Raw genomic sequence first — 22,087 nt, 5'->3', positions numbered from 1 at the left:
TCAATCCGTGACCTGGCCGCCATAGAGCGAGACGGCGAGATCGTGGATAGCGTCGGCCGTGCGCGGGCCGAAGCCGAGCAGATAGCCGCCGTCCATGCGGATCAGCTTGCGGGCGGCACCCGCCGGCGTCGAAGCCACGACAGGGTTCGAAAACAATTCGTCATCCGCGGTGGCCGGTCCGGCATTGTTCATCATCAGGATCACGTCCGGCCTAGCGGTGATGACTGCCTCGTCCGACAATTGCTTGTAGCCGGCAAAGCCGTCGATGGCGTTGATGCCGCCCGCAAGCTTGATGATGCCGTCGGCTGCGGTGTCGCTGCCGGCGGCAAGCAGCTTGCCGCCCTGCATCGACAGCACGAACAGGATGCGCTTGCGCTCCTTGATCGAGGCGGTCTGCTTTTCGGCTGCCTTCAGCTTGGCGTCGATCTGGGCTGCCAGGGCATCGGCCTTGGCCTCGACGCCGAGCGCCTTGCCGACGATGTGGATCTTTTCCAGAATGCCTTGATTATCATAGCGCTCGGGCACCTCGATGAACGGGATGCTCGATTTCTTCAGCACGTCGACGGCTTCCTTCGGTCCGCTTCCGTGCAGGGCCAATATACCCGACGGATTGACCGACAGCACACCCTCCGGCGACAGCTGGCGCATGTAGCCGACATCCGGCAGTTCCGCCGCCGCTTGCGGATAGCGGCTGGTCGAATCGCGCGCGACAAGGCGATCCTGTTCGCCGAGCGCGTAGACGATCTCGGTGATCGAGCCGCCGATGGCCACGATCCTCGAGCGGTCGGCAAAAGTCGCGATGCCTTCGGCGGCCTGAGCCGGCATCAGCACGGCGAACGCCAGGAAAACAGCGGCCGCAGGACCAAGCGCCGACCTGGAGACCAGCCTGGAGAAAAGAGCCATCATCGTTTCCTCAGGCTGCGGTCGGGCTTGGGATACGCGGCAGGTTTTCGGCCAGAAAGCGCCAGTCTTCGCGCTCGCTTTCGCCCTCATGCCGCTTACCGAAGAACTGGATGATCATCTTGCCGTCGGTGCCATAGACTTCGAGCGACGTGACATGGCCGTCCTTGGTCGGCTTACGCACGGCCCAGACCTCATCGATGTGGTCGGTCCGCAGGTGCAGATGGAAGGTCTCGTCGAGCACATTGAGCCATGGTCCCATCGGCTTGATCGAGGCGACGGGGCCGGAATGGATCTGGATGCAGCCGCGATTGCCGACAAAGCACATGATCGGCATGGCGCCAGCGGCGGCGTGGTTGAACATGGCGCTCACCGCATCGTTATCGACCAGCCAGGCATAATCCTGGCCGACCAAGCGCACCGCCTGCCGGCGGCTGAGCTTCAGTGTCTTCAGCATGCCGAAGAACTGATGCACGTCGGTTAGTTGGCTCCAGCGGTCGCGCAGATCCTCGACGCTGGCCGAATTGTCCACAGTCTCGATCTCGTCGTCAGCCGCGCCCGCTGAAATCGCCACCGTCGGTTCCTGGTTCGGAGATTCCAGCCCGGCCACCAGCTTCTGATAGGCATAGAGGTTGGATGCGGGTCTGAGATGCACCTTGTGCATCGCCTCGCCTGCGGCGTCGAAGAACTGCAGGCTGCGACGGATGTCGGCGCCGTCGCGCTTTTCCACCGCAAAGCCGTGCGCCCAGACTTTCGGGAAGATGCGCAGGTCGATGTTTTCGCCGAGCACCATGGCATTGTGATTCCCGGTGACGACCTTGTCGTAGACGCCGATCTTCTCGTGCACCGCGCTTTCGTTGCGGGTCAGCGCCATCACCTCACCGACAGCTTCGAGACCAGTCAAAAGGTCGTTGACACGCGGCTCGACCCGCACGACCCCGTCGCCGCAATGCGCGGCGACCAGTTCGGCCTCCGAAATACCGAGTTGGGCGGCGAGGTCGCGCTCGCGCATTTTCGGATTGTCTACCCGTGCCCGTCGGATCTCGTGCGGGGCGGGTTTTACGCGCTGGTCCATTTCCACCACCTACTTGTTGAGGATGAGCTTGCCCTGCCGGGTGATCTTCAGCCGATACAGCGCACCGTGATGTTCGATGCCGATCTCGTGCTCGCCCTGAACAGCGTGTTGCTGGACAGCGTTCTCACGGCCGATTGGACCCGTTCGAAGCGGACGGAATTTTCGTCGGAACGGCGGACGCGATAGCGAAAGTCGCTGGGATTGTGCGTGTTCATGGGTTCGCTCCCTGTTCTGTGCCGGGCATCTGGCTCGGCGCCTGCGTGAAATGCCGATTCAATTCTTGACTCGAATGGTCATGTTATCTAGCAGTGCAATACCGGAGTAAATGAGTCAACATTTAAGACGCCGGACGCGATGAAAAATGCCAGCGAGCCCCAAGCCAGCCAGCATCGAACATGGATTCTTGGAGTTGCAGCATGGGGTTGGCGAATTGGGGACGGCCGGCGGGCAGCGGCCTGGCACACTGTTTTATGACAAGCAAAATGGCCGCGTTGCTGGCCGGCGCCGCGGCGATCCCGCTGCTCGCCGCACCGGCCGGCGCCCAGCAGGCTGCCCAACCGGCAGCCGACCAGCAGCAGACTGACCCGTCTCAACCGCCAGAACAGGCAAAGCCCGCCCCGGCGGGTGCCACGCTGCTCGACAAGGTCCTGATCCTCAGCCGCACCGGCGAGACGGCGATCGAGTCGCTTGCTTCAGCCAGCCATGTCGACGAGGAACAGCTAGAGCGCCGCATGGCGACGACGCCCAACGACATGCTGTTCGGTGTGCCGGGTGTCGCCGTCCAGGCCGACGCAAGGCGTGTCAGCTCCAGCATCAACATCCGCGGCCTGCAGGACTTCGGCCGCGTCTCCGTCATCGTCGACGGTGCCCGCCAGAATTTCCAGCGCTCGGATCACGGCACGCAATCGACCTTCTACATCGATCCCGAATTGATCAAATCCGTCGACGTGATCCGCGGTCCGGTCGCCAATACCTACGGCTCCGGGGCGATCGGCGGCGTCGTCTTTTTCGATACCAAGGATGCTCAGGATTTCCTCAAGCCCGACGAGACCTGGGCGGCATCCGCGACCGGGCGTTACGAAACCAACGGTGAAGGCTGGACCACCAGCGCCACCGGCGCCTACCGGATAAACGAGAACTGGGACGTGCTCGGCAACATCGTCTACCGCGACTATGACGACTACAAGCATGGCGGCGGCGACACTGTAGCGGGCACTGGCTTCGACGTCTTGAGCGGCCTCCTCAAGACGACCATCCGCCCCAGCGAAAACAGCGAGCTGAAGCTCGGTTGGATCGGCTCGAACGACGGATGGACCGAGACCAGCGGCAGCGCGCCGGTGAACGACGCCGACCTGAAGGCGAATACCTTCACGGCCCGCTACAACATCACCGACGAAGACAAGAGCTGGCTCGATCTCCACATCAACGCCTCTTACAACAAGACCAAGCTCGATCTGACGACCCTTGTGGCGCAAAACCGGTTTGATCCGGTCACCGGTCTGCCCGTGGTTTTGCCGGCGGGTTCGAAATCGATGTTCGACATCGGCACCTCCGGCATCGACATCTGGAACACGTCGAGATTCGAGACCGTTGGAATCGCGCATGAGCTGACCTATGGCGGCGACTGGGTTGGCGACGATGTCGAGACAGGCGGCACGGCGGGCGGCGACAGTTTCTACACGCCCTCGGGCGATAGAAACGTCTCCGGCGCATACGTCCAGGACAAGCTCACCTGGGACTGGCTCGAGGTCATCGCCGGGCTGCGTTACGACAGCTACAAGCTAGACAGCGATGTCGGCGAAACCTCTGGCGACCGGCTGTTGCCACGCATCACAGTGGGCATTTCGCCCTTCGAAAGCGCCAGCCTTTCCGGCCTGCAATTCTACGGCACTTACGCAGAAGGCTACCGTTCCCCTTCGCTATCGGAGACCCTGATCAGCGGCAATCATCCGGCAGGCGTCAGCTTCCCGTTCCTCCCCAATCCCAATCTCAAGCCCGAAACCGGCAAGACCGTGGAGTTTGGCGTCAACTACAGCACCAACGGCGTCATCGAGGCCGACGACGCGCTGCGGCTGAAGGCGGCCTATTTCAACAACAATGTCGACGATTACATCGACGGCGTGACGCTATCGGCGTTCGACCCGACCAGCGGCTGCCCGTTCGGTCCGGGCATCCCGATCTGCTTCCAGTATCAGAATTTCGCCAAGGCCAAGATCCACGGCTTCGAGATGGAGGGCGTCTATGACGCAGCCTGGGGCTTTGCCGGGCTTTCGGCGTCGTTCACCGATGGCCACACGATTTCCTATGAAGGCGAGCGGGCGGACCTTGTCACCGTCCCCTCCTCCCAGGTCACCGGGCAACTCGGCTTTCGCTTCCTCGAGGACAGGCTGACTGTCGGCGGCGAGGTGCAATACAACGGCAAGCCGCAGGGCAACGCGGTGGCCAAGGACTATACGCTGGTCAATGCCTTCGCCAGCTACCAGGCGACCGACAATTTCAAGGTCGATTTCCGCGCCGACAATCTGTTCGACGTCAAATACGCCAACCCACTGAACGCGTCGACCACGAGTATCGTCTACGAGCCCGGCGTCACCCTGAAGCTGGCGGCGACCATGCGGTTTGGAGGCTGACGATGAGGCAAGGCGTGACAGCATCCCTTCGTCTGTTGGCCGCGGCGGTGGCTATGTCGCTTGCGGCGGCTCCGGCATGGACACAGCAGCAAGCGCCGGCGCTGATCCTCGAGCTGAACGGCGCGCAGCCATCCGACAAGGGCTGCCGCCTAACCTTCGTGGTCACCAACAATCTCGGCGCCGGTCTTTCCAAGGCGGCGTTCGAGATCGCGTTGTTCAACGAGGCCGGCGTCGTCGACCGGCTGACCGTGCTCGATTTCAAGGAGCTGCCTGCAGGCAAGACCAAGGTGACGCGTTTCGACCTTGCCGGCACCGATTGCGGCAAGGTCAGCCGCGTGTTGATCAACAGCGCCACGGAATGCGCCGGCGCCGAGCCGAATGCCTGCATGCGCGGGCTGAAGACGCAGACCAGGACCGGCATCGCCTTCGGGGTCTGAATTTGGGACTGGAACCGGCATTCGCGCGAAACACCCTGGCGTGGCCATTGGCCGGTTTCCTGCCGCCGGAACCGGACGATCCCGATTTCGCCATCCCTCGCGGGGTGCTGCATGTTTCGCCGCGCGACAGACCGGAAGACAGTTGCATCGCCGATGCCGACGGCGAATTGACTGCGGTGCCGGCGGAGCCATTGCGGCAGGCACGACAGATGCAGCGGCGCCACAACTGGACGGTGGCGATCGCCTGCTCTTGCGCATTTCACGCAGCGGTGGCGCTGGCCTTTCTCACCCTGCCGGACGACAGGCCAAGCATCGAAGGTGCCGACCAGCAAGGCGAAATGCTGCTCGGCGCCGATCCGCAGCAGGCGGCCGGCGATGTCGGAGACGACCCGGAAGTGACCAACGTAACGATGGTGACCATGCTCGACGCCAAGCCCGTCGAAACGGTCGAGGCGCAGGCAACCGCGGCAGAGGAGGCGCTCCAGCCGGTCACCGATGTGGCGGAAGCATCGGAAAAAGATGTGGTCGAGCCGGTTAGCGAGGCCGTCACGGAAACTGCTCCTCTTGCCGATCGCCCCGAGCCCGCGCCTGCCCAGCCTGTCGAGCCGGCGCGCCCGGATCCATCGCCCGACATTCTCGCGACCGACAGGCTGGTGCCCACTGACGACAATGCCGTGCCGCCGCCAGTCAGCACGGTCGAAAGGGCCGATCCTGCCGAGACGAGTGCTCCGGCACCAGCCGACCCGGCGCCGGCCGAAACGGTTCAGACGGTCGAGACCGTCGTCGCGGCGGAAGAACCGAAGCCGGAAAGGCCGAAGCCCAAGCAGCCGAAGAAGGCAACCGCAAAGAACAAGCCGGCCAGGAAAGCCGAACCAAACGAGCCTGAAAAGCCGGTCTCGCGCAAGAAGGCGGGCAAGGCACTTGCCAAAGCCGATTCCAAGAAGAAAAAGACCGGCTCCGGCGGCCGTGACGAAATGGATGTCGCGCGCGGCACGGCCGACGGCAAGAAGGACGGCAAGATCCTGACTGCCAGCAGGGGCGGCAAGTCCGGCATCGGCAATGCAGCCGTCACAAACTACCCCGGCAAGATCCGATCAAAGCTGGTGCGGGCCTTCAATTCGACACGCACGCGCGCCACGGGCACAGCCACGGTTGCCTTTACCGTCGGTTCGAACGGCAGCGTCCGGTCGGCCAGGCTGACGGGCAGTTCAGGCGTTGCCGCGCTGGACAAGGCCGCTCTCGACGCGGTCCGCCGGGCTTCTCCGTTTCCCCCGATTCCAGACGGAGCCGGTCGCTCGGCCTGGCAGTTCGAGGTGCCGCTCGGTATCAGGTAGCGACCCTCCCCACGCAGAGTCGGCGCCGCCCTGCCCGCGATGAGCGAGCCCTGGCGAAACCCTATGCCGCGGCCAGCAGGCTGGCATTGCCGCCCGCCGCCGTGGTGTCGACGCAGACGGCGCGCTCGTGCGCATAGGCGGCCGGATAATACACTTCGCTGACCAGCGGTACGATCGGGCCGGCGCGGTCGGCGATGACCTTGCGCACGATGCGCGCGGCCTCGGGCATACCGGAAAAGGCGACGACATCGACCCGCAGCGAGCGCGCTTCGACCGGGTCCGGACGGCCGTCGATCGCCGCCAGCGGCAGGCCCTTGCCGGTCAGCGCCGACAGTACCGCAGGCGCGCCAGGTGCGACGGCGAGCACGGCATTGCCGGCAGCCAGCGCCTGGATCGTCTGCGCAAGCAGGGTATCCGCGTCGGGACCGAGGCACAGCACGCGCCCGCGCGGCGACAGCGACAGCGTGTTGGCCTCGCCGGTCGGCCCGGGCAGGTCGACCTGGCCGAAATCGATGCCGGCGGCGGCACCGATGGCCGCGGCACCCTTGCCGCGCAGATGTTTCCTCAGGATGGCGACGCGATCCGGCCGCGTCGACCAGCCGCCAAAGGCCGGGTCCGGCAGATTGTCGGCGAGCTCGGTCGCCGTCACCTTGCGGCCTTCGGCAAGATGGGTGCCGGCCTCCGGCCCCTTGCGGAAGCGCCGGAGATAATGTGGCCCGCCCGCCTTCGGTCCGGTGCCGGAAAGCCCCTCGCCGCCGAAGGGCTGCGCCCCGACGACGGCGCCGATCTGGTTGCGGTTGACGTAGATGTTGCCAGCATGGATGCCGTCGACGAAATGCTGCGCGCGGCCTTCGATGCGGGTGTGCAGGCCGAAGGTCAGGCCGTAGCCCTTGCGGTTGATCGCGGCGATCACCGCATCGATCTCGTCGGCATCGAAGGTGGCGACGTGCAGCACCGGGCCGAACACCTCGCGTTCCAACTCCTCGATGCTCTTGACCCGAAAGACGTGCGGCGCGACGAAGCGGCCGTCCTTCGGCGCTTCGAGCTTGGCGATCAGCCGGCCCTGCAGGCCCATTTTCGTGCAATAGTCGCGGATCGACGCTTGTGCCTCGTCGTCGATGACCGGGCCGACATCGGTCGAGATCCGCCAGGGGTCGCCGAGGCTGAGCGCTTCCATAGCGCCTTTCAGCATCTCCAGCATCTTCTTCTCGACGTCCTTCTGCACGTAGAGAATGCGCAGTGCCGAGCAGCGCTGGCCGGCGCTCTGGAAGGCGGAGGCGAGGATGTCGCGCACCGCCTGTTCGGGCAGCGCCGTGGAATCGACGATCATGGCGTTGAGGCCGCCGGTCTCGGCAATCAGCATGGCGTCGGGCGCGGCGGTCTCGGCCAGCTGCTTTTCGATCAGCTTGGCGACCTCGGTCGAGCCGGTAAAGCAGACACCGGCAATGCGCGGATCGGCGGTCAGCGGGCCGCCGACCGAGGGACCGTCGCCGGGCAGAAGCTGGATGACGTCTTCCGGCACGCCGGCCTCGCGCAGCAGCTGGACGGCGCGGAAGGCGATCAGCGGCGTCTGCTCGGCCGGCTTGGCGATAACGGAATTGCCGGTGACCAGTGCCGCTGCAATCTGGCCGGTGAAGATGGCAAGCGGAAAGTTCCACGGCGAGATGCAGGCGATGGCGCCACGCGCCTCGGTGCCCGCCTCGGCATTGGCGGCCTCGGCCGCATAGTAGCGCAGGAAATCGACCGCCTCGCGCACCTCGGCAACGCCGTCGGCCAGCGACTTGCCGGCCTCGCGGGCGGCGAGCGCAAAGAACTCGACGGCGTTCGCCTCATAGAGATCGGCCGCGCGGTTGAGGATGGCGGCGCGCTCGGCGACCGGGCGTCTTGCCCATACCGGTTGTGCCTCGACGGCGATGCGCACGGCGGTCTCGACCTGCTTGGCGCCGGCCTCGCTGACCGTGCCGACCACTTCCGAAGGTTTTGCCGGATTGACCACCGGACGCTGCTTGCCGTAGCCGGCGGCGCGGCTGACCGGCTTGGCGTGCCAGCGCTCCGGCCCGGCGAACTCGGCCCTGGCCTTGTCGATCGCCGCCAGCGTCAGCGTGTCGGTGATATCGAAACCCTTGGAGTTGCGCCGGCCGGGGCCAAAGATCGCCGACGGCGGCACGATCGCCGGATTGGCGGCGGGGCCTTGTTTCTCCACCGTTTCGAGCGGGTCGCGGGCAATGTCCTCGGGCTCGACCTCCTCGTCAGTGAGCTGGTGGACAAAGGAGGAATTGGCGCCGTTCTCCAGCAGCCGGCGGACCAGGTAGGCGAGCAGGTCGGAATGCGCGCCGACCGGCGCATAGATGCGGCAGCGCGTGCCTTCGGCCCGCCGCACCGTCTCATGCAGCGCTTCGCCCATGCCGTGCAGGCGCTGGAACTCGAATGTATCGCGCTCCGTCGTCATCGACAGGATGGCGGCGACGGTGTGGGCATTGTGAGTGGCGAATTGCGGATAGATACGGTCGGTCATCGACAACAGCTTCTTCGCGCAGGCCAAGTAGGAGACGTCGGTGTTGGCCTTGCGGGTAAAGACCGGATAGCCGTCGAGCCCGAGCGTCTGCGCCCGCTTGATCTCGGTGTCCCAATAGGCGCCCTTGACCAGCCGCACCATGATGCTGCGGTCGTATTTCCTGGCCAGAGCGTAGAGCCAGTCGATGACGAAGGCGGCGCGCGGTCCATAGGCCTGGACGACGACGCCAAAACCGTTCCAGCCGGCAAGCTCCGGCTCGGCCAACACCCGCTCGATGACGTCGAGCGACAAATCGAGGCGGTCGGCTTCCTCGGCGTCGATGTTGAGCCCCATGCGCGAATGGCGCGCCGCCAGCGCCAGCGACAACAGCCGCTCGGCCATCACCGGCAGCATCTTTTCTTTCTGGGTCACTTCATAGCGCGGATGCAGCGCCGACAGCTTGACCGAAATACCGTGGTTCTGGCGGATGTCGGGGCCGTTGGCGCCGGCATCGAGCGAAGAGATGGCTTCGGCATAGGCCTTGAGATAGCGCAGCGCGTCGGCCTCGGTGCGGGCCGCTTCGCCCAGCATGTCGAAGGAATAGAGATAGCCCTTCTGCGTCATCGGCCGGCCGCGCCTGACGGCCTCGGCGATGGTGCGGCCGAGCACGAACTGCTCGCCCATCTCGCGCATCGCGGCGGCGACTGCCTTGCGGATGACCGGCTCGCCCAGCCGGCGCACCATGGCGCGTAGCGTGCCTTCGATGCCGCCCTCGCCTTCGTCGAGCACGCGGCCGGTCAGCATCAGCGCCCAGGTCGATGCATTGATGAAGATCGAGCTCGAACCGCCCGAATGCGCCGACCAGTCGTGCGGCACAATCTTGTCGGCGATGAGGTCGTCCATCGTCTCGGTGTCGGGCACCCGCAGCAGCGCTTCGGCCAGGCACATCAGCGCCACGCCCTCCTTGGTCGAGAGGCCGTAGGCGGACAGGAACACTTCCATCAGCCGCGGATCGGACGAGCCGCGCACCGCCCGCACCAGATCGGCGGCACGGGCCGAAATCGCCTTGCGATCGTGCACGGACAGCCCGGCCGCCTCGGCCAGCCGCTTCACCGCCTGGTCTTCGTCGGGCAAATAATTGGCACGGATTTGCTGGCGGATGGTGTCGAGCGCTGGCATGGCGGTCCTGTAGAGCGAGCATAAGGAAGCGGGCCGGCGGTCACCGGACCGAATGGCGCAAGCTAACATAAGTAGGGATTTCGTCCGGTCCAAAGAAATCGACAGGACAGGTCGATTGATCTATCATTATGGCCAATCACCTCCAATTCGACCAGGAATCCGATGGCAGAAGACCAATTGGACCGCATCGACAGAAACATCCTGTCGGCCCTGGGCAGCAACGGCCGGCTTTCCATGTCGGAACTGGCGGCAAAAGTCGGCCTGTCGAAGACGCCGGTGCAGGCGCGGGTGAAGCGGCTGGAGAAGGACGGCTTTATCAGGGGCTACCAGGCGATCGTCGACCGCGAGCGCATGGGCGAAGGCCATGTCGCCTTCGTCCAGGTGAAACTGTCCGACACCCGCTCGGCCGCGCTCGACGCCTTCAACCGCGCCGTGCAGACGGTGCCGGAGATCGAGCAGTGCCACATGATGGCATCGAGCTTCGACTATCTGCTGAAGGTCCGCACCACCGACATCGCCGCCTACCGGCGCGTGCTCGGCGAACGCATCTCGGCCTTGCCGCACGTCGCCCAGACCTCGACCTTCGTGGCGATGGAGACGGTGAAGGATCGGTAGGCGCTCACTGATATCTCGTCAGCTCATCCGGCTCGTTCAAGACGCTCCTGAAATTGCTCCTCGATCGCCCTCAGGAAATGGTCGGACGTCGATGTCCATCCAAAGAGTATCTGCACGAGCGTAATCGAGGCGTCATGATTGCTCCTGGGTGCATCCGACGCGATGGGCGGTGGGGCGGACAGCCCGCTGAATCCCGGAAATGTCGATTCCGGCTCTGTCGAACATCCCGCCTTTCGAGCCGAAGTCATTCTGCATGTCCACGACGAGAACTGCGGTCTTGGCGGGGTCAATTGAAACAGGTTGAGGCTTGGCGTCGATTTCAAGTGGCTGCATTTTATCCTCCCACAGCCTGAGGTATCGCACTTTGCGCCTTGGTTATCGTGAGCAGCGACCCTGCATCGTGTCAACGTTATTTGGCGGCCCAAGACGGTGGTCCGCTCTTGTCGCACACAAACCCGGCCTCACTCCGCCAGCGTCTTCAAAAACGCCACCAGAGCCGCGCGTTCGCGGTCCGAAAGCTGCAGCGGGTGGATCTCGGATACACCTTCGACACTGGCCGGCGCCTTGGAATAATGCGCCACCACTTCGTCCAGCGAGGAAAACTGCCCGGCATGCATGTAGGGCGGCCGGGTGGCGGCACCGCGCAGCGACGGCGTCTTATACCCACGAATGAGTTCCGGCCCGGCCTTGACCATGAAGCGCAACTCGCGGCAGGCGCTGGCATCACCGTCGCGAAAGGTGCCGAAACAGTTGAACGGATCGGCCTCGACCTGCGCCACCGCGTCGACGCGGCCGCGATCCGGCGGCAGGCCCGCGACAGGCGGCACGCCGGTGTTGTGAAAACTGCCGTCGGTAAAACGCGGGCCATTGTGGCAGGTCACGCAATTGCCCTTGCCGATGAACAGCTTCAGGCCGAGGATTTCCTCCGGCGAAAAGACGGCGTCGCCTTGCGGCTCGGCGCCCACCGCAAGATCGGTAGCAAAACGGTCGAAGCGTGTCTGCGGCGGCGCGATCGAGCGCTCGAAGGCGGCGATCGCCTTGCCGATATTGGCAAAGACGCGATTGACCTCCTCGGCTTGCGCCTCCGGCATGGCGTTCCAGGCCGCCCTCTCGGCATCGGTGCCGAGCGGGCTGGCATTGGCCGGCACACCCGAAAGGTCCGGCAGCGGCCCGAAGATGCGCTCGTAGCGCTCGCCGAAACGGGCCTTGATGTAATGCGCGAAGGCGGCGCGGTTGCCGGCGTGCTCCAGCGGATTTTCAAGCGGCGTCAGTGCTTGCGCCCACAGGCTGTCGCGCCGCCCGTCCCAGAAGAACCAGGGATCATGCGCGACGCCGGCCAGCGGCATGGTACGCCGGTTGGTGCGGCCGACGCCGACCGCTTGCGGCAGGTCGTCCTGGAACTGGCGGTCGATCTTGTGGCAGGTCGAGCAGGATACGGTGCCGCCGCCGCTCATCCCGGTGTCGAAGAACAGCGTCGAACCGAGTGCCGCGGCGGCCGGCACGTCGGCAAAGCGATTGGTCGTGTCGGGCTTCAGCGGCGGCAGCTTGGACAGCGTCAATGAGGCGACGGTTTGCTTCTCGGCGTCGGAAAACTCCGGCCTGCCGCAGCCGGCGAGCACGGCCACCATCACCAACGCGAGAAGACTGGAAAACCGGCTCATCTATGGCTCACAGCACCACGTTGAAGACGACAGTGTCCGAACCGGCCGCGGCGGAAATAGCAAAATGCAACTGCCACCACCCGCTCATCGTGAATTTCACGCCGTCGATGCGATAGCGTCCTGCGCCGAGGTAATCGGTCGCCTGCGGGCTGGTCGGCAGACCGTGCTTGTGCTGCGGCATGCCGCCGGAAATCGTTATCGCAGCACCTTCCACCGGCGCACCCTCGACGGTTTTCAATGTGAGCAGCCAGGACTCCAGTTCGCCCTGCCGGATGACGCCTTTCTCGGGCTCGAAAGTCGCCACGAACAGCTTGTTCGCCGTCGTCCTTGAACGGCCGACGTCCGAGCTTGGTTGCGGCGCATGCGGCGCCGTCAGATAGACGACGGCCAGCACACCGGCGAGCAAGGCAGCCAGGCCGAAGCCTCCAAGAAGATAACGCCATAACGATGCCAAACCCATTCCTGTTCTGCGGATAACGATTCGCTGGGCAGATCGCGTCCCACGCCCCTGTGGGAAATCGCGCCCAGCGCAAGAATCCGCCGTCGCCAAGCATGGCGCTGCCGGCCGCAAAAAGCTACAGCACCGCAATTGCACGGATGGAGGAGTACTTCATGGCAGGAAACGGCGTCGCCTCGATCGGCGAGTGCATGCTCGAGCTTTCGGGCCAGGCCGGGCCGAACTGGCGCATGGGCTTTGCCGGCGACACGTTCAACACTTTATGGGCGCTGCATGCCTTGAGCGGCGAGCGGCCGGCGACCTATGTCTCGGCCTTCGGCGACGACCCGTTCTCGGGCGACCAGATCAAATTCCTCGCCGAAAACGGCATCGGCGTCGGCGCCAGCCCGGTGATAGCGGGCGCCCGCCCCGGCCTCTATGCGATCACGCTGACCGGCGCCGAACGTTCGTTCACCTATTGGCGGGCCGATGCGGCCGCGAGGCAGTTGGCTTCGGACCCAGCCGCTTTACAGAAAAGCCTTGAAAACCAGGCGCTGGTCTATTTTTCCGGAATCACTTTGGCAATCCTCGACGAGGGTGCGCGCAAGGTACTGCTGACGGCCGTGGCCAAGGCGCGCGCGGCCGGCTCGCTGATCGCCTTCGATCCCAATTACCGGCCGCGGCTGTGGCGCCAAAGCGAGGAAGCGCAGGCCGCGATCCTCGAGGCGCTCGCCGTCGCCGACATCGCGCTACCCACCTTTCCCGACGAACAGATGCTGTTTGGTGATACGACACCGCAGGAAACAGCCGAACGGCTGCGAAAGCTGGTCGGCGAGGTCGTCGTGAAGAACGGCGAGGAACCGGCGCTGATCGCGCAAAACGGAACCTTGCAAACCGTGCCGGCGGTACACGTCGCCACCCCGGTCGACACCACCGGCGCCGGCGACTCCTTCAATGGCGCCTATCTCGCCGCCCGCCTTGCCGGCCATGCGCCGACTGAGGCGGTGCAGCGCGCCCATCGCGTCGCCGCCGCCGTCGTACAGGTGCGCGGCGCCCTGGCGCCGTTCGAGACGCTCAGGGCTGCGTTCGAGGCAACTGCTATCTGACCTTGATGACGACCTTGCCCTTGGCGCGTCCTGTTTCGACATAGGCCAGAGCCTCATTGGTCGCTTCGAATGGAAAGACCCGATCCAGAACCGGGCGGATCGCGCCGGATTCGATTAGGGAGGTGATTTTGCTCAGCTGATCGCCCTGCGCCCACATGAAAAGGAACGAAAACTGCACGGCACGGCGCTTGGCTTTGGCCCGAATTCCGCGGCTCAGGAAGCGCAGCACCAGCCTCAGCATAAAATTCAGTCCCTTTTCCCTGGCAAACTCGGAATCCGGTGGACCCGAGATGGAGATGAGCTTGCCACCCGGTTTCAGCACGCTCAGGGATTTTTCGAGCGTCGTGGCGTCCTGGCTGTTCAAGACGACATCGTAGCCCGACAGAACCTTCTCGAAGTCTTCTTGCCTGTAGTCGACGACAACATCGGCGCCGAGACTTTTCACCAGATCGGCACTCGACGCGCTCGCGGTTGTCGCAACGGTCGCGCCGAGGTGCTTGGCCAACTGAATAGCGAATGTTCCCACGCCCCCGGAACCAGCCTGGATGAAGACCTTCTGTCCCTTCTTCAGGTTTGCCCTGTCGATAAGCGTCTGCCAGGCGGTGAGACCGACCAGGGGAATCGAGGCCGCCTCTTCCATGCTGAGATTCTCAGGCTTCAAGGCCACATCGGCTTCATCCATGGCGATGAACTCGGCGAATGTCCCAATCCGGCCATCGCGCGGCCGCGCATAGACATCGTCGCCGGCCTTGAACTTGCGGACTTTCGATCCCACGCGGATAACCTTCCCAGCCACGTCATGGCCCAGGATGAAGGGCCGGCGATAGGGCAGGATGAGCTTGAATTCTCCGGTTCTGACCTTGGAATCGAGCAGGTTCACCCCTGCGGCATGAACCTCGACCAGGACATCGCTGTCCTGGAGCTGCGGCTCCGGCATTTCGGCCAGCCGCAGAAGGCCCTTTTTATTATATTTATCGACAACGAATGCCTTCATGGCAGTTACTTTCTAAGAATGTCTGTTGGTGTTCCGCGACAAAACAAGCCGAACGTTTTCAGTTGCATGGCCGCCCTGCGGCAAGACCTCAGCCTCGAGGAAGGACAGGGCTTTCGGGACGAAATCGGCGTAGTTCTGAACTACCCCGCCATGCCCGGCATCCGGATAGATAACCAGATGCGCCCCTGGGATACGCCCGGCGAGATCGTAGGTATTGCTGCTCGGCACCATCCTGTCCTGGTCGCCATTCGCAACCAAAGTGGGAATGCGGATAGCGCTCAGGTCTTGCGGCGCCTGGAGTCCGTAGGCCTTGATCGCCTTGAGTTGCGCGCCGAAGGCGCTCAGCGATACCGCCTTGTCCCGGTCGGACCGGCGCTCTTTCAGCCGTTGCAGAAATGCGTTTGCGGCGCGGCGCCCATTCGGCGTCGTTGTGAAGAAGAGATAGTATTTCGGATCCCGCAAAGTCAGCGCGCCCTTGATCATGTCCACGATCGTCAGCGGCGTCACCTTGTCGATGCCTTCGCCACCGGCCGGCCCCTTGCCAGCCAGGATGAGTTTGCGCACAAGGGCCTGACCAAATGTGTTGTGGTTGCTAGTCGCATATGCGCGAAATCCCCTGGCTCTGTTGTTCAGACCGGCAAGCGGAACTGCTTGCGCAGGCTCTTGTCGAACATCCCCGCGGGGGCAAAGCGGCGCAGCAGGCTGACCTGGCGCGCTGCCTTGCCAGCGGTGTAACGCCGTCGCGGACGGGCATCGGTCGCCGCCTTGACGACCACATTCGCCACCACTTCCGGCCGATCGGCTATCGGCATCACATCGCCCAGCAACGCCTTGAGCCCGGCTCGAGCCCGATCGTATTCCTTCAACAGCGAATCCGGCTCGATGCCGTTCTGGTCGAAGACGGTGCGGACGAATGCCGGCTCGATGACGGAAACGCGGACGTTGAAGGCGCGCACCTCGTGGTCGAGCGATTCCGAATAGCCTTCGAGCGCGTGCTTGACTGCCGAATAATGCGCTGAGTATGGCGCGGGTACCAATCCCAGAATGGAGCCGATATTGATGATGCGCCCTTGGCCGCGCCGCCGCATCGACGGCAACACTGCGTTGGTCATCCGCATGACGCCGAACAGATTGACGTCGAACAGGGCTTGTACCTGTGCGACCGAGGATTCCTCGGCACCCCCTAGCAGGCCGACACCGGCATTGTTGACCAGGAGATCGATCCGGCCGGTCTGCGCGAGCACGGTGGCAACGAGCGCAGTGACGGCCGCATCATCGGTCACGTCGCATGCCAGCATGGTCACCCCTTCCGGGCCATTACTGGTCTTGCGGCGACTTGTGCCAAAGACAGTGAACCCCGCCCGCGCCAAGGCCTCGGCGCTGGCGCGGCCAATGCCCGAGGAGGCTCCGGTCACGATTGCGGTTTTTTCAGAATTCCCATTCATTTTTGATGTTCCAGGTTCGAGAGGTCTAGCTTATTTCCACGAATTGAATTATGGTCGTAATATCAGATTATGAGCATAATGCAATAGCAGGGCAGGAAAGAAGACATGCGCTACGAAAAGGGCCGAAAAGACGCGTCACGCAGCCGGATCATGGAGGTCGCCGCCGAACGTTTTCGATCTGACGGCATCGCGGCGTCCGGGCTGGCGACCATCATGAGCGACGCCGGGCTGACGAACGGGGCCTTCTATCCGCACTTTCAGTCCAAGGCGGAGCTCGTCCGTGAAAGCGTGGCGGCGGCCCTGGACGCGCAGTCGCAGCAAGTGCAGGAAGCGTTGGCCGCCGGCGGTCCGGAAATGGCCATAGGGGCATATCTATCGGCCGAGCACCGGGACAATCCTGGAAAGGGCTGCGCTTCGGCCGCGCTACTGCCGGAAATAGCGCGGCAGCCGCCTGAAACGCGGGCCCTCTATGCCGAACGCGCCCAATCCCTGGTGCGTCAGATAGCCGACGCTCTGCCGCCGACCAATGATCCAGAGGGCGTTGCGTTGGGTGTGTTTGCAACGCTCATCGGCGCGCTTCAACTGGCCCGCGCCCTGGAAGGGACGGAATTGTCGGATCGCATCCTTGCAGCGGGAGCAGCTGCCGCAAAGGCGCTGATCCGGCCGGTTCAAGACGAGGTGGCCCCCTGACGGCAGCCCGGACTATTCGGCCGGCTCGAATCTGCCTTGCACCAAGACTGTCTCCACCGGCCCAAGCGGATTGATGATCCGGCTCTCCAGGACTTCGATAAGTTTGCGTCCAACACCCGCCATATCCACGGAATGAACTCCGATCTTTGCCGGCAGGAAACGTGCCAGCCGCGTGCTGTCACGGGTGACGATGTGGACGTCGCGGCCTGGTGTAAGACCCCGCTTGCCGAGGGCGTGCAACGCTCCCAGAAGGCCCAGTTCGTTGGCGCACGCCAAGCCCGTCGGCGGATCTGATGACGCCAGCAAGCGATCGAACCAGCCTGCGCTCGATTCCATGGTGAACATGCCATGACCGATCAGCGATTGGTCGATCGGAATACCGGCCTCGGCCATTGCCCTTCCATACCCGGAAAGACGCATGGCACTCGCTTGGTCCTCCGGAACGAGAAGTTGCAGCGCAATGCGTCGACAGCCCTTATCCATGAGCCGCCGGGTCGCCTCGTAGGCAATCTGTTCATTGTCGACATCGACATAAGGATACGCGATATCCAGGTCGGTTCTTCCAAACGCGACGAATGGCATGCGTTTATCCAGCAGCAGCTTGACGCGCGGATCAGCCGACACCAGGCGTGTGATGATCAGGCCGTCTGCGCTGCGCGCCTGGAGCTGCCGCTCCACACTCTCGACGGGATCGTCGTCGGGAGTGGTGGAATAGATGGACAGACTATAACCGGCTTGCCGCGCCGCCAACGTCATGCCTTCGATTAAAGGAAGCTTCAACAGATCGGACAGATGATCTCGTGTCTCCATCGGGAGTACTGCCGTCAGCGTCTGCGTTCGACCGGTTTTGAGCGCGCGACCATGATGATTTGGTAAATAGCCGACCCGCTTAGCCGCCTCCTTGACGCGGGCTATGGTCGAGGGCTGCACTTCCGGCCCATCCTTCAGAGCGCGGGATACCGTGGTCACCGAGAGGGAAAGTTCCGCCGCGATCTGCTTTAGATTGGCCATTGTTCGCCCGACTTCGTTTGCGAAAGCGCCGGCTGATTTTGCTGACCGCCAACGTTACCGGATTCGACATCCCGGTCAATCCAAACTCCCGCAGGAAGCAGCTTGACTCCAGCGCATTCAGATGCAATCGTAACGTTACGATTACAAAATAATGGCACTTTTGAGCGACATTTGGATAAAGTTGGGGAGGAGAACCTATGTCCTGGCTACGCATTTCCTTAACAGCATTCGCAATCTCGGCTGCCTTGCCCGTCCATGCGCAAACAGTCACCATCACGACCGCAGGTGGCGATTATGGCAACGCCATGAAGGAAGCCATGTGGGGGCCTGCTGCAAAAGAGCTCGGCTATGATGTCCGCGAGGAGACCCTAAGCGACGGCCTAGCCGCCTTGAAGATGCAGGTCACATCGGGTGCGGTCACGACCGACGTCATTCACCTGGGCTCACCGGAAGGTGCCCAGGCGGCCGCACAATCGCTGCTTGAGCCACTCGACTACAAGATCATCGATCCGAAATCCGTGCCGGAGGGTGCGAAGTCCGACTACTGCTATCCGTTCGACTCCTACGGCACCGTCATGTCGTGGAACACCAAGACCTATGGCCAGAACCCGCCGAAGACGTGGGCGGAATTCTGGGATGTTGCCAAATTTTCTGGCCGGCGCGCGTTGCGCGCCAATGCGCAAGACTCGATCGAGATCGCGCTTCTCTCCGATGGCGTGGCACCCGCGGACGTCTATTCCGTGCTCAGCACGCCGGAAGGGCTAGAGCGCGCCATCAACCGGCTTGAAGCGATCAAACCAAATGTCGCCGTGTGGTGGACCTCGGGAGCTCAGTCCGCGCAGTTGCTGAAAGATGGTGAGGCGGATTTGGTCATTACCTGGAACGGACGGGCTCAAACCGTGAAAGCAGATGGCGGCGCGGCTGACTACACGTTCAAGGGTTCGGTCATCGGCACGGACTGCCTTGGGGTGCCGAAGGGAGCGCCGAACAAGGAAGCCGCGATGAAGCTCATCGCAGCGATGACGCAGCCTGCGCGAGTTGCGAAGCTGACCGATTTCATTGCCTACGGCCCAGTCAATCCTGCGGCATATGAGGGTGGCCTTATTCCCGAGGACCGTCTGAAGACCCTTGCGACCGCGCCTGAAAATGCTGGCACGTCGGTGTTTTCGAATTCAGAATGGTGGGTCAAGAATGGCGAGGCTGCCCAAAGAGCCTTCGATGAAATGATGGCCCGCTGACTCTCAGCTCTAATGCATATCGCGCAAAAGTGTGCAGCGGTTTTGCGACAACAACATGCATGAAAACAAGAACCTAAAGCGTGTCGCGTGAGGCCGGTCGAAGGCGACGCGCCTTAAGGCTGGAGCACATGATGAAGTCGCTCGCGATCACCATCGAAAGCGTGCACAAGGCTTATGGATCCTACGTCGCACTGGATGATGTTTCGCTCGACATTCAGGCTGGCGAATTCCTCACGCTGCTAGGGCCATCGGGATCGGGCAAGACCACGTTACTCATGGCTCTGGCCGGTTTTGTCCGGCCGGATTCCGGTAAACTTCTCTTGGGCGATCGAGACATCACCCGCCTGCCGCCCAACAAACGAGACATTGGCATAGTATTCCAGAATTACGCCCTGTTTCCCCACATGAATGTCCTGGCGAACGTCGCGTATCCGCTGGTGCTGCGCAAGATACCGAGAGCGGAGGCGCGTCAGCGGGCGCTTGATACCTTGGCCCGCGTGAAGCTGGATGGCCTGGCGGAGCGCAATGTTGCCGCACTATCCGGCGGCCAACGTCAACGGGTGGCATTGGCGCGGGCTATCGTCTTCGAACCGCGCGTGATGTTGATGGACGAGCCGCTGTCGGCGCTCGACAAGAATCTGCGCGAGACCATGCAGTATGAGATCCGGCGCCTGCATGATCATCTAAGGATCACCACAATCTATGTGACCCATGACCAGCGCGAAGCGCTGATTATGTCTGACCGGATTGCGGTGATGAACTCTGGCCGCATCCAGCAGATAGATACGCCGCAGCGAATTTATGATCGTCCATCGACCCGCTTCGTCGCGGAGTTCATGGGCGAGGCTAACATTGTGGCGCCAGGCTCAGCACGCAGAATCGACGGCGCCGAACCATCACGCGAAACTCTGATGATCCGCGCCGAAAGCTTCCATCTTGATGCGAAGCTCGTCGGGGGAAACGGAGTGGCTCTCGAAGGAATACTGCGCGCCAAAGCGTTCCGCGGCGAAAACTGGCTTTTGACGCTGGCGCTTGACGGTGGGCAAGAGGTTCTTGTCTGCATTCCGGCAGCGCTGGCCGGCGGCTGCGCCGAGCTTGCCGCCGGTCAGCGGATGACCGCATATGCACCAGCAGCGAAGGTTCACGCCATACCGGGAGCGACGGCGTGACCGTCGTCCGGGATCCGGCGCTCGCTGCGGATGCACGGCGCGAGCGGCGGTTTTTTCTTTCACTTTCGCTCCCGGCGCTGTTCATCGTTGGGCTGGCGGCGATACTGCCCATCCTTTGGATCATCCGGCAGTCCTTCCTGACCACCGCGGGTGAGTACACCGTGGGCAATTACCAGAAGGTCCTTTCAAGCGGACTGACATGGTCGGCGCTCGTCACGACCCTCGAACTGTCCCTGGGTACGCTGGCGGCCTGCATTCTTCTCGGCACCCCCCTGGCGCTGGCTCTGGCCAGCGTCAGACCAAGGGTGGCCAACGTGCTGATGGCGTTCGTCATGCTGCCGCTGTGGACCTCCATTCTGGTGCGTACCTATGGTTGGCTCGTGCTCTTGCGGCGCGATGGCCTGATCAACGCGGCTTTGACCGGTTCAGGCCTGACGGCGGAGCCATTGCCGCTGGTCTACAACTTCACCGGAACGCTCATCGGCATGGTGCACTACATGCTGCCGCTCTTTCTGCTGCCGGTTTATGCTGCGATGCGCGATATCGACCCAAATCTCATTCGCGCGGCGGCGAGCATGGGAGCCACTCTCAGGCAGGTCATCCGCACGGTCATTTTGCCGCTATCGGCGGGCGGCATCTTCTCGGGTTCGATCATCGTCCTCATCTACGCCATAGGTTTTTTCATCACGCCGGCGGTGCTTGGCGGCGGCAAGGTAAATCCTCTCTCTACCCGGATCGAGCGTACACTATCGACCTTTCAGGACTGGGGGTCGGCGAGCGTCCTGGGCATTCTGCTCCTCGTTCTTATGGCGCTGATCGGTGTGATGTTGCTGGCGGCACGCCGCCTGGTGGCCCAGAACACAGTGGAAGCCCCCCATGCTTGAAGCCTATCCGCAAAACAGGCTCGCCCGCATTTTGCTCTGGAGCTTTGCCGCTCTTGTCATGGCATTTCTGATGCTGCCAACGCTCGTGGTGGTGCCGCTTTCCTTTTCGGCGTCGAATCTCCTCGAGTTTCCGCCGCACGCCTACTCGTTGCGTTGGTATGAGAACTTCTTCGGCTCGGCAACGTGGATGGCTGCGCTCAGAACGAGTTTGATCCTTGGGACATTGACGGCGTTGATCGCGGTGCCGTTTGCGCTGCTCGCCTGCATTTCAATGAATCGGCTGGGCGGAAAAACCGCTGCGATCATCCAGAGCGTCCTGCTAACCCCCTCGATCACCCCGGGTATCCTGCTTGCGATCGGTCTCTTCTTTGTCTTGGCTGCACAACATCTGATCGGAACGCTATTCGGTGTGCTGGTCGGACATGTGGTGCTGGCCGTTCCGGTCGCCTGCATTGTGTTGCTGCCGGCTCTCGCCCGCTTTGACTGGAACCAGGTCCAGGCGGCGCGCAGCCTCGGTGCAAACTGGGCCAGAGCCATTGGCGGAATAATCGTTCCGCAACTTCGGATCAGCTTGCTGTCGGCGACATTGATGGCGTTCCTGACTTCGCTCGACGAGTCTGTGATTTCGATCTTCATCGCAAGCGGTCGCAACAGCACGATGCCGAAGCTTATGTTCCTGTCGCTGCGCGATCAGATCGATCCGACCATTGCGGCGATCTCGACATTGTGGACCGTCATCGTCGTGGCCGTGGTCCTGATTGTGACCCTTCGCCAAAAATCCTGACCGAG

Annotated in this window: 21 protein-coding genes and 1 pseudogene; 10 read left to right on the top strand and 12 right to left on the bottom strand. The window is 63.0% G+C overall.

What is annotated here, in order from left to right; translation table 11 throughout:
- From NKJ93_RS16645 to NKJ93_RS33620, 4 genes are read right to left on the bottom strand one after another with little or no spacing between them, the layout of a single operon-like run.
- Window positions 1-903: a heme/hemin ABC transporter substrate-binding protein gene (locus NKJ93_RS16645; RefSeq protein ID WP_352590216.1), complete on the bottom strand. Its 903-nt coding sequence runs from the start codon at window positions 901-903 to the stop codon at window positions 1-3.
- A gap of 10 nt (window positions 904-913) precedes the next feature.
- The gene (locus tag NKJ93_RS16640; RefSeq protein ID WP_352590214.1) at window positions 914-1,975 is read right to left on the bottom strand and encodes a hemin-degrading factor; all 1,062 of its coding nucleotides are present in this window, start codon (window positions 1,973-1,975) and stop codon (window positions 914-916) included.
- Between the two features lie 9 nt (window positions 1,976-1,984).
- A complete protein-coding gene (hemP, locus tag NKJ93_RS33625; protein WP_502904391.1) occupies window positions 1,985-2,035 on the bottom strand; it encodes a hemin uptake protein HemP in 51 nt (16 codons plus the stop codon).
- Window positions 2,023-2,190, bottom strand: a complete 168-nt coding sequence (locus NKJ93_RS33620; RefSeq protein WP_502904389.1) for a hypothetical protein — start codon at window positions 2,188-2,190, stop codon at window positions 2,023-2,025. Before NKJ93_RS33620 ends, hemP begins: the two co-directional genes overlap by 13 nt.
- 201 nt (window positions 2,191-2,391) lie before the next feature.
- Between NKJ93_RS33620 and NKJ93_RS16630 the strand changes: the two genes are divergently transcribed.
- The 3 genes from NKJ93_RS16630 to NKJ93_RS16620 are packed head-to-tail and all read left to right on the top strand — an operon-like array spanning window position 2,392 to window position 6,376.
- Window positions 2,392-4,605: a TonB-dependent hemoglobin/transferrin/lactoferrin family receptor gene (locus NKJ93_RS16630; protein WP_502904388.1), complete on the top strand. Its 2,214-nt coding sequence runs from the start codon at window positions 2,392-2,394 to the stop codon at window positions 4,603-4,605.
- A gap of 2 nt (window positions 4,606-4,607) precedes the next feature.
- Window positions 4,608-5,042: a hypothetical protein gene (locus NKJ93_RS16625; RefSeq protein WP_031194295.1), complete on the top strand. Its 435-nt coding sequence runs from the start codon at window positions 4,608-4,610 to the stop codon at window positions 5,040-5,042.
- Between the two features lie 47 nt (window positions 5,043-5,089).
- Entirely contained in the window at window positions 5,090-6,376 is a 1,287-nt protein-coding gene (locus NKJ93_RS16620; protein ID WP_352495976.1) for an energy transducer TonB family protein, read from the top strand.
- Window positions 6,377-6,437: 61 nt separating this feature from the next.
- Here NKJ93_RS16620 and putA read toward each other — a convergent pair whose 3' ends face one another.
- Window positions 6,438-10,049 carry a bifunctional proline dehydrogenase/L-glutamate gamma-semialdehyde dehydrogenase PutA gene (putA, locus tag NKJ93_RS16615; protein WP_352590208.1) on the bottom strand — a complete coding sequence of 1,204 codons (3,612 nt, stop codon included), beginning with the start codon at window positions 10,047-10,049 and terminating at the stop codon, window positions 6,438-6,440.
- Between the two features lie 162 nt (window positions 10,050-10,211).
- On the opposite strand from putA, the gene NKJ93_RS16610 reads away from it, so the two are divergent.
- Window positions 10,212-10,664 (top strand): Lrp/AsnC family transcriptional regulator, encoded by a 453-nt coding sequence (locus NKJ93_RS16610; protein WP_023720000.1) that lies wholly within the window; start codon window positions 10,212-10,214, stop codon window positions 10,662-10,664.
- A gap of 132 nt (window positions 10,665-10,796) precedes the next feature.
- On the opposite strand, the gene NKJ93_RS16605 is transcribed toward NKJ93_RS16610, so the two are convergent.
- From NKJ93_RS16605 to NKJ93_RS16595, 3 genes are all read right to left on the bottom strand, one after another.
- Window positions 10,797-10,997, bottom strand: a complete 201-nt coding sequence (locus NKJ93_RS16605; RefSeq protein ID WP_031194293.1) for a hypothetical protein — start codon at window positions 10,995-10,997, stop codon at window positions 10,797-10,799.
- A 128-nt stretch (window positions 10,998-11,125) separates the two neighbouring features.
- Window positions 11,126-12,325 (bottom strand): cytochrome-c peroxidase, encoded by a 1,200-nt coding sequence (locus tag NKJ93_RS16600; RefSeq protein WP_352590205.1) that lies wholly within the window; start codon window positions 12,323-12,325, stop codon window positions 11,126-11,128.
- A gap of 7 nt (window positions 12,326-12,332) precedes the next feature.
- Window positions 12,333-12,779: a FixH family protein gene (locus NKJ93_RS16595; RefSeq protein ID WP_352590225.1), complete on the bottom strand. Its 447-nt coding sequence runs from the start codon at window positions 12,777-12,779 to the stop codon at window positions 12,333-12,335.
- A 158-nt stretch (window positions 12,780-12,937) separates the two neighbouring features.
- Between NKJ93_RS16595 and NKJ93_RS16590 the strand changes: the two genes are divergently transcribed.
- The gene (locus NKJ93_RS16590; RefSeq protein ID WP_023719996.1) at window positions 12,938-13,867 is read left to right on the top strand and encodes a sugar kinase; all 930 of its coding nucleotides are present in this window, start codon (window positions 12,938-12,940) and stop codon (window positions 13,865-13,867) included.
- On the opposite strand, the gene NKJ93_RS16585 is transcribed toward NKJ93_RS16590, so the two are convergent.
- From NKJ93_RS16585 to NKJ93_RS16575, 3 genes and pseudogenes are all read right to left on the bottom strand, one after another.
- On the bottom strand, window positions 13,860-14,861 hold the full coding sequence (locus NKJ93_RS16585; protein ID WP_352590202.1) for an NADP-dependent oxidoreductase: 1,002 nt from the start codon (window positions 14,859-14,861) through the stop codon (window positions 13,860-13,862). The genes NKJ93_RS16590 and NKJ93_RS16585 overlap by 8 nt on opposite strands.
- Before the next feature lie 90 nt (window positions 14,862-14,951).
- Window positions 14,952-15,428: pseudogene (locus NKJ93_RS16580) on the bottom strand (alpha/beta fold hydrolase); the annotation flags it as partial.
- Between the two features lie 62 nt (window positions 15,429-15,490).
- Window positions 15,491-16,306 carry an oxidoreductase gene (locus NKJ93_RS16575; protein WP_352495973.1) on the bottom strand — a complete coding sequence of 272 codons (816 nt, stop codon included), beginning with the start codon at window positions 16,304-16,306 and terminating at the stop codon, window positions 15,491-15,493.
- Window positions 16,307-16,411: 105 nt separating this feature from the next.
- On the opposite strand from NKJ93_RS16575, the gene NKJ93_RS16570 reads away from it, so the two are divergent.
- Window positions 16,412-16,996, top strand: coding sequence for a TetR/AcrR family transcriptional regulator (locus tag NKJ93_RS16570; protein WP_023719992.1), 585 nt, complete (start codon window positions 16,412-16,414; stop codon window positions 16,994-16,996).
- Between the two features lie 12 nt (window positions 16,997-17,008).
- On the opposite strand, the gene NKJ93_RS16565 is transcribed toward NKJ93_RS16570, so the two are convergent.
- Window positions 17,009-18,007 carry a LacI family DNA-binding transcriptional regulator gene (locus NKJ93_RS16565; RefSeq protein WP_023719991.1) on the bottom strand — a complete coding sequence of 333 codons (999 nt, stop codon included), beginning with the start codon at window positions 18,005-18,007 and terminating at the stop codon, window positions 17,009-17,011.
- A gap of 197 nt (window positions 18,008-18,204) precedes the next feature.
- On the opposite strand from NKJ93_RS16565, the gene NKJ93_RS16560 reads away from it, so the two are divergent.
- The 4 genes from NKJ93_RS16560 (at window position 18,205) to NKJ93_RS16545 (ending at window position 22,082) form a co-directional block, all read left to right on the top strand.
- Window positions 18,205-19,245 carry an ABC transporter substrate-binding protein gene (locus NKJ93_RS16560; RefSeq protein ID WP_023719990.1) on the top strand — a complete coding sequence of 347 codons (1,041 nt, stop codon included), beginning with the start codon at window positions 18,205-18,207 and terminating at the stop codon, window positions 19,243-19,245.
- 131 nt (window positions 19,246-19,376) lie between these two features.
- Window positions 19,377-20,414: an ABC transporter ATP-binding protein gene (locus NKJ93_RS16555; protein WP_023719989.1), complete on the top strand. Its 1,038-nt coding sequence runs from the start codon at window positions 19,377-19,379 to the stop codon at window positions 20,412-20,414.
- Window positions 20,411-21,298: an ABC transporter permease gene (locus tag NKJ93_RS16550; protein ID WP_023719988.1), complete on the top strand. Its 888-nt coding sequence runs from the start codon at window positions 20,411-20,413 to the stop codon at window positions 21,296-21,298. Before NKJ93_RS16555 ends, NKJ93_RS16550 begins: the two co-directional genes overlap by 4 nt.
- On the top strand, window positions 21,291-22,082 hold the full coding sequence (locus tag NKJ93_RS16545) for an ABC transporter permease (RefSeq protein ID WP_023719987.1): 792 nt from the start codon (window positions 21,291-21,293) through the stop codon (window positions 22,080-22,082). The genes NKJ93_RS16550 and NKJ93_RS16545 overlap by 8 nt, the downstream gene beginning before the upstream one ends.
- The last annotated feature ends 5 nt before the right edge of the window (window positions 22,083-22,087 follow it).

The organism is Mesorhizobium sp. M0028, from assembly GCF_040323855.1.
GTDB lineage: Bacteria > Pseudomonadota > Alphaproteobacteria > Rhizobiales > Rhizobiaceae > Mesorhizobium.
The sequence above is the reverse complement of the archived record's forward strand: the minus strand, read 5'-3'. Positions and strand labels throughout refer to the sequence as shown.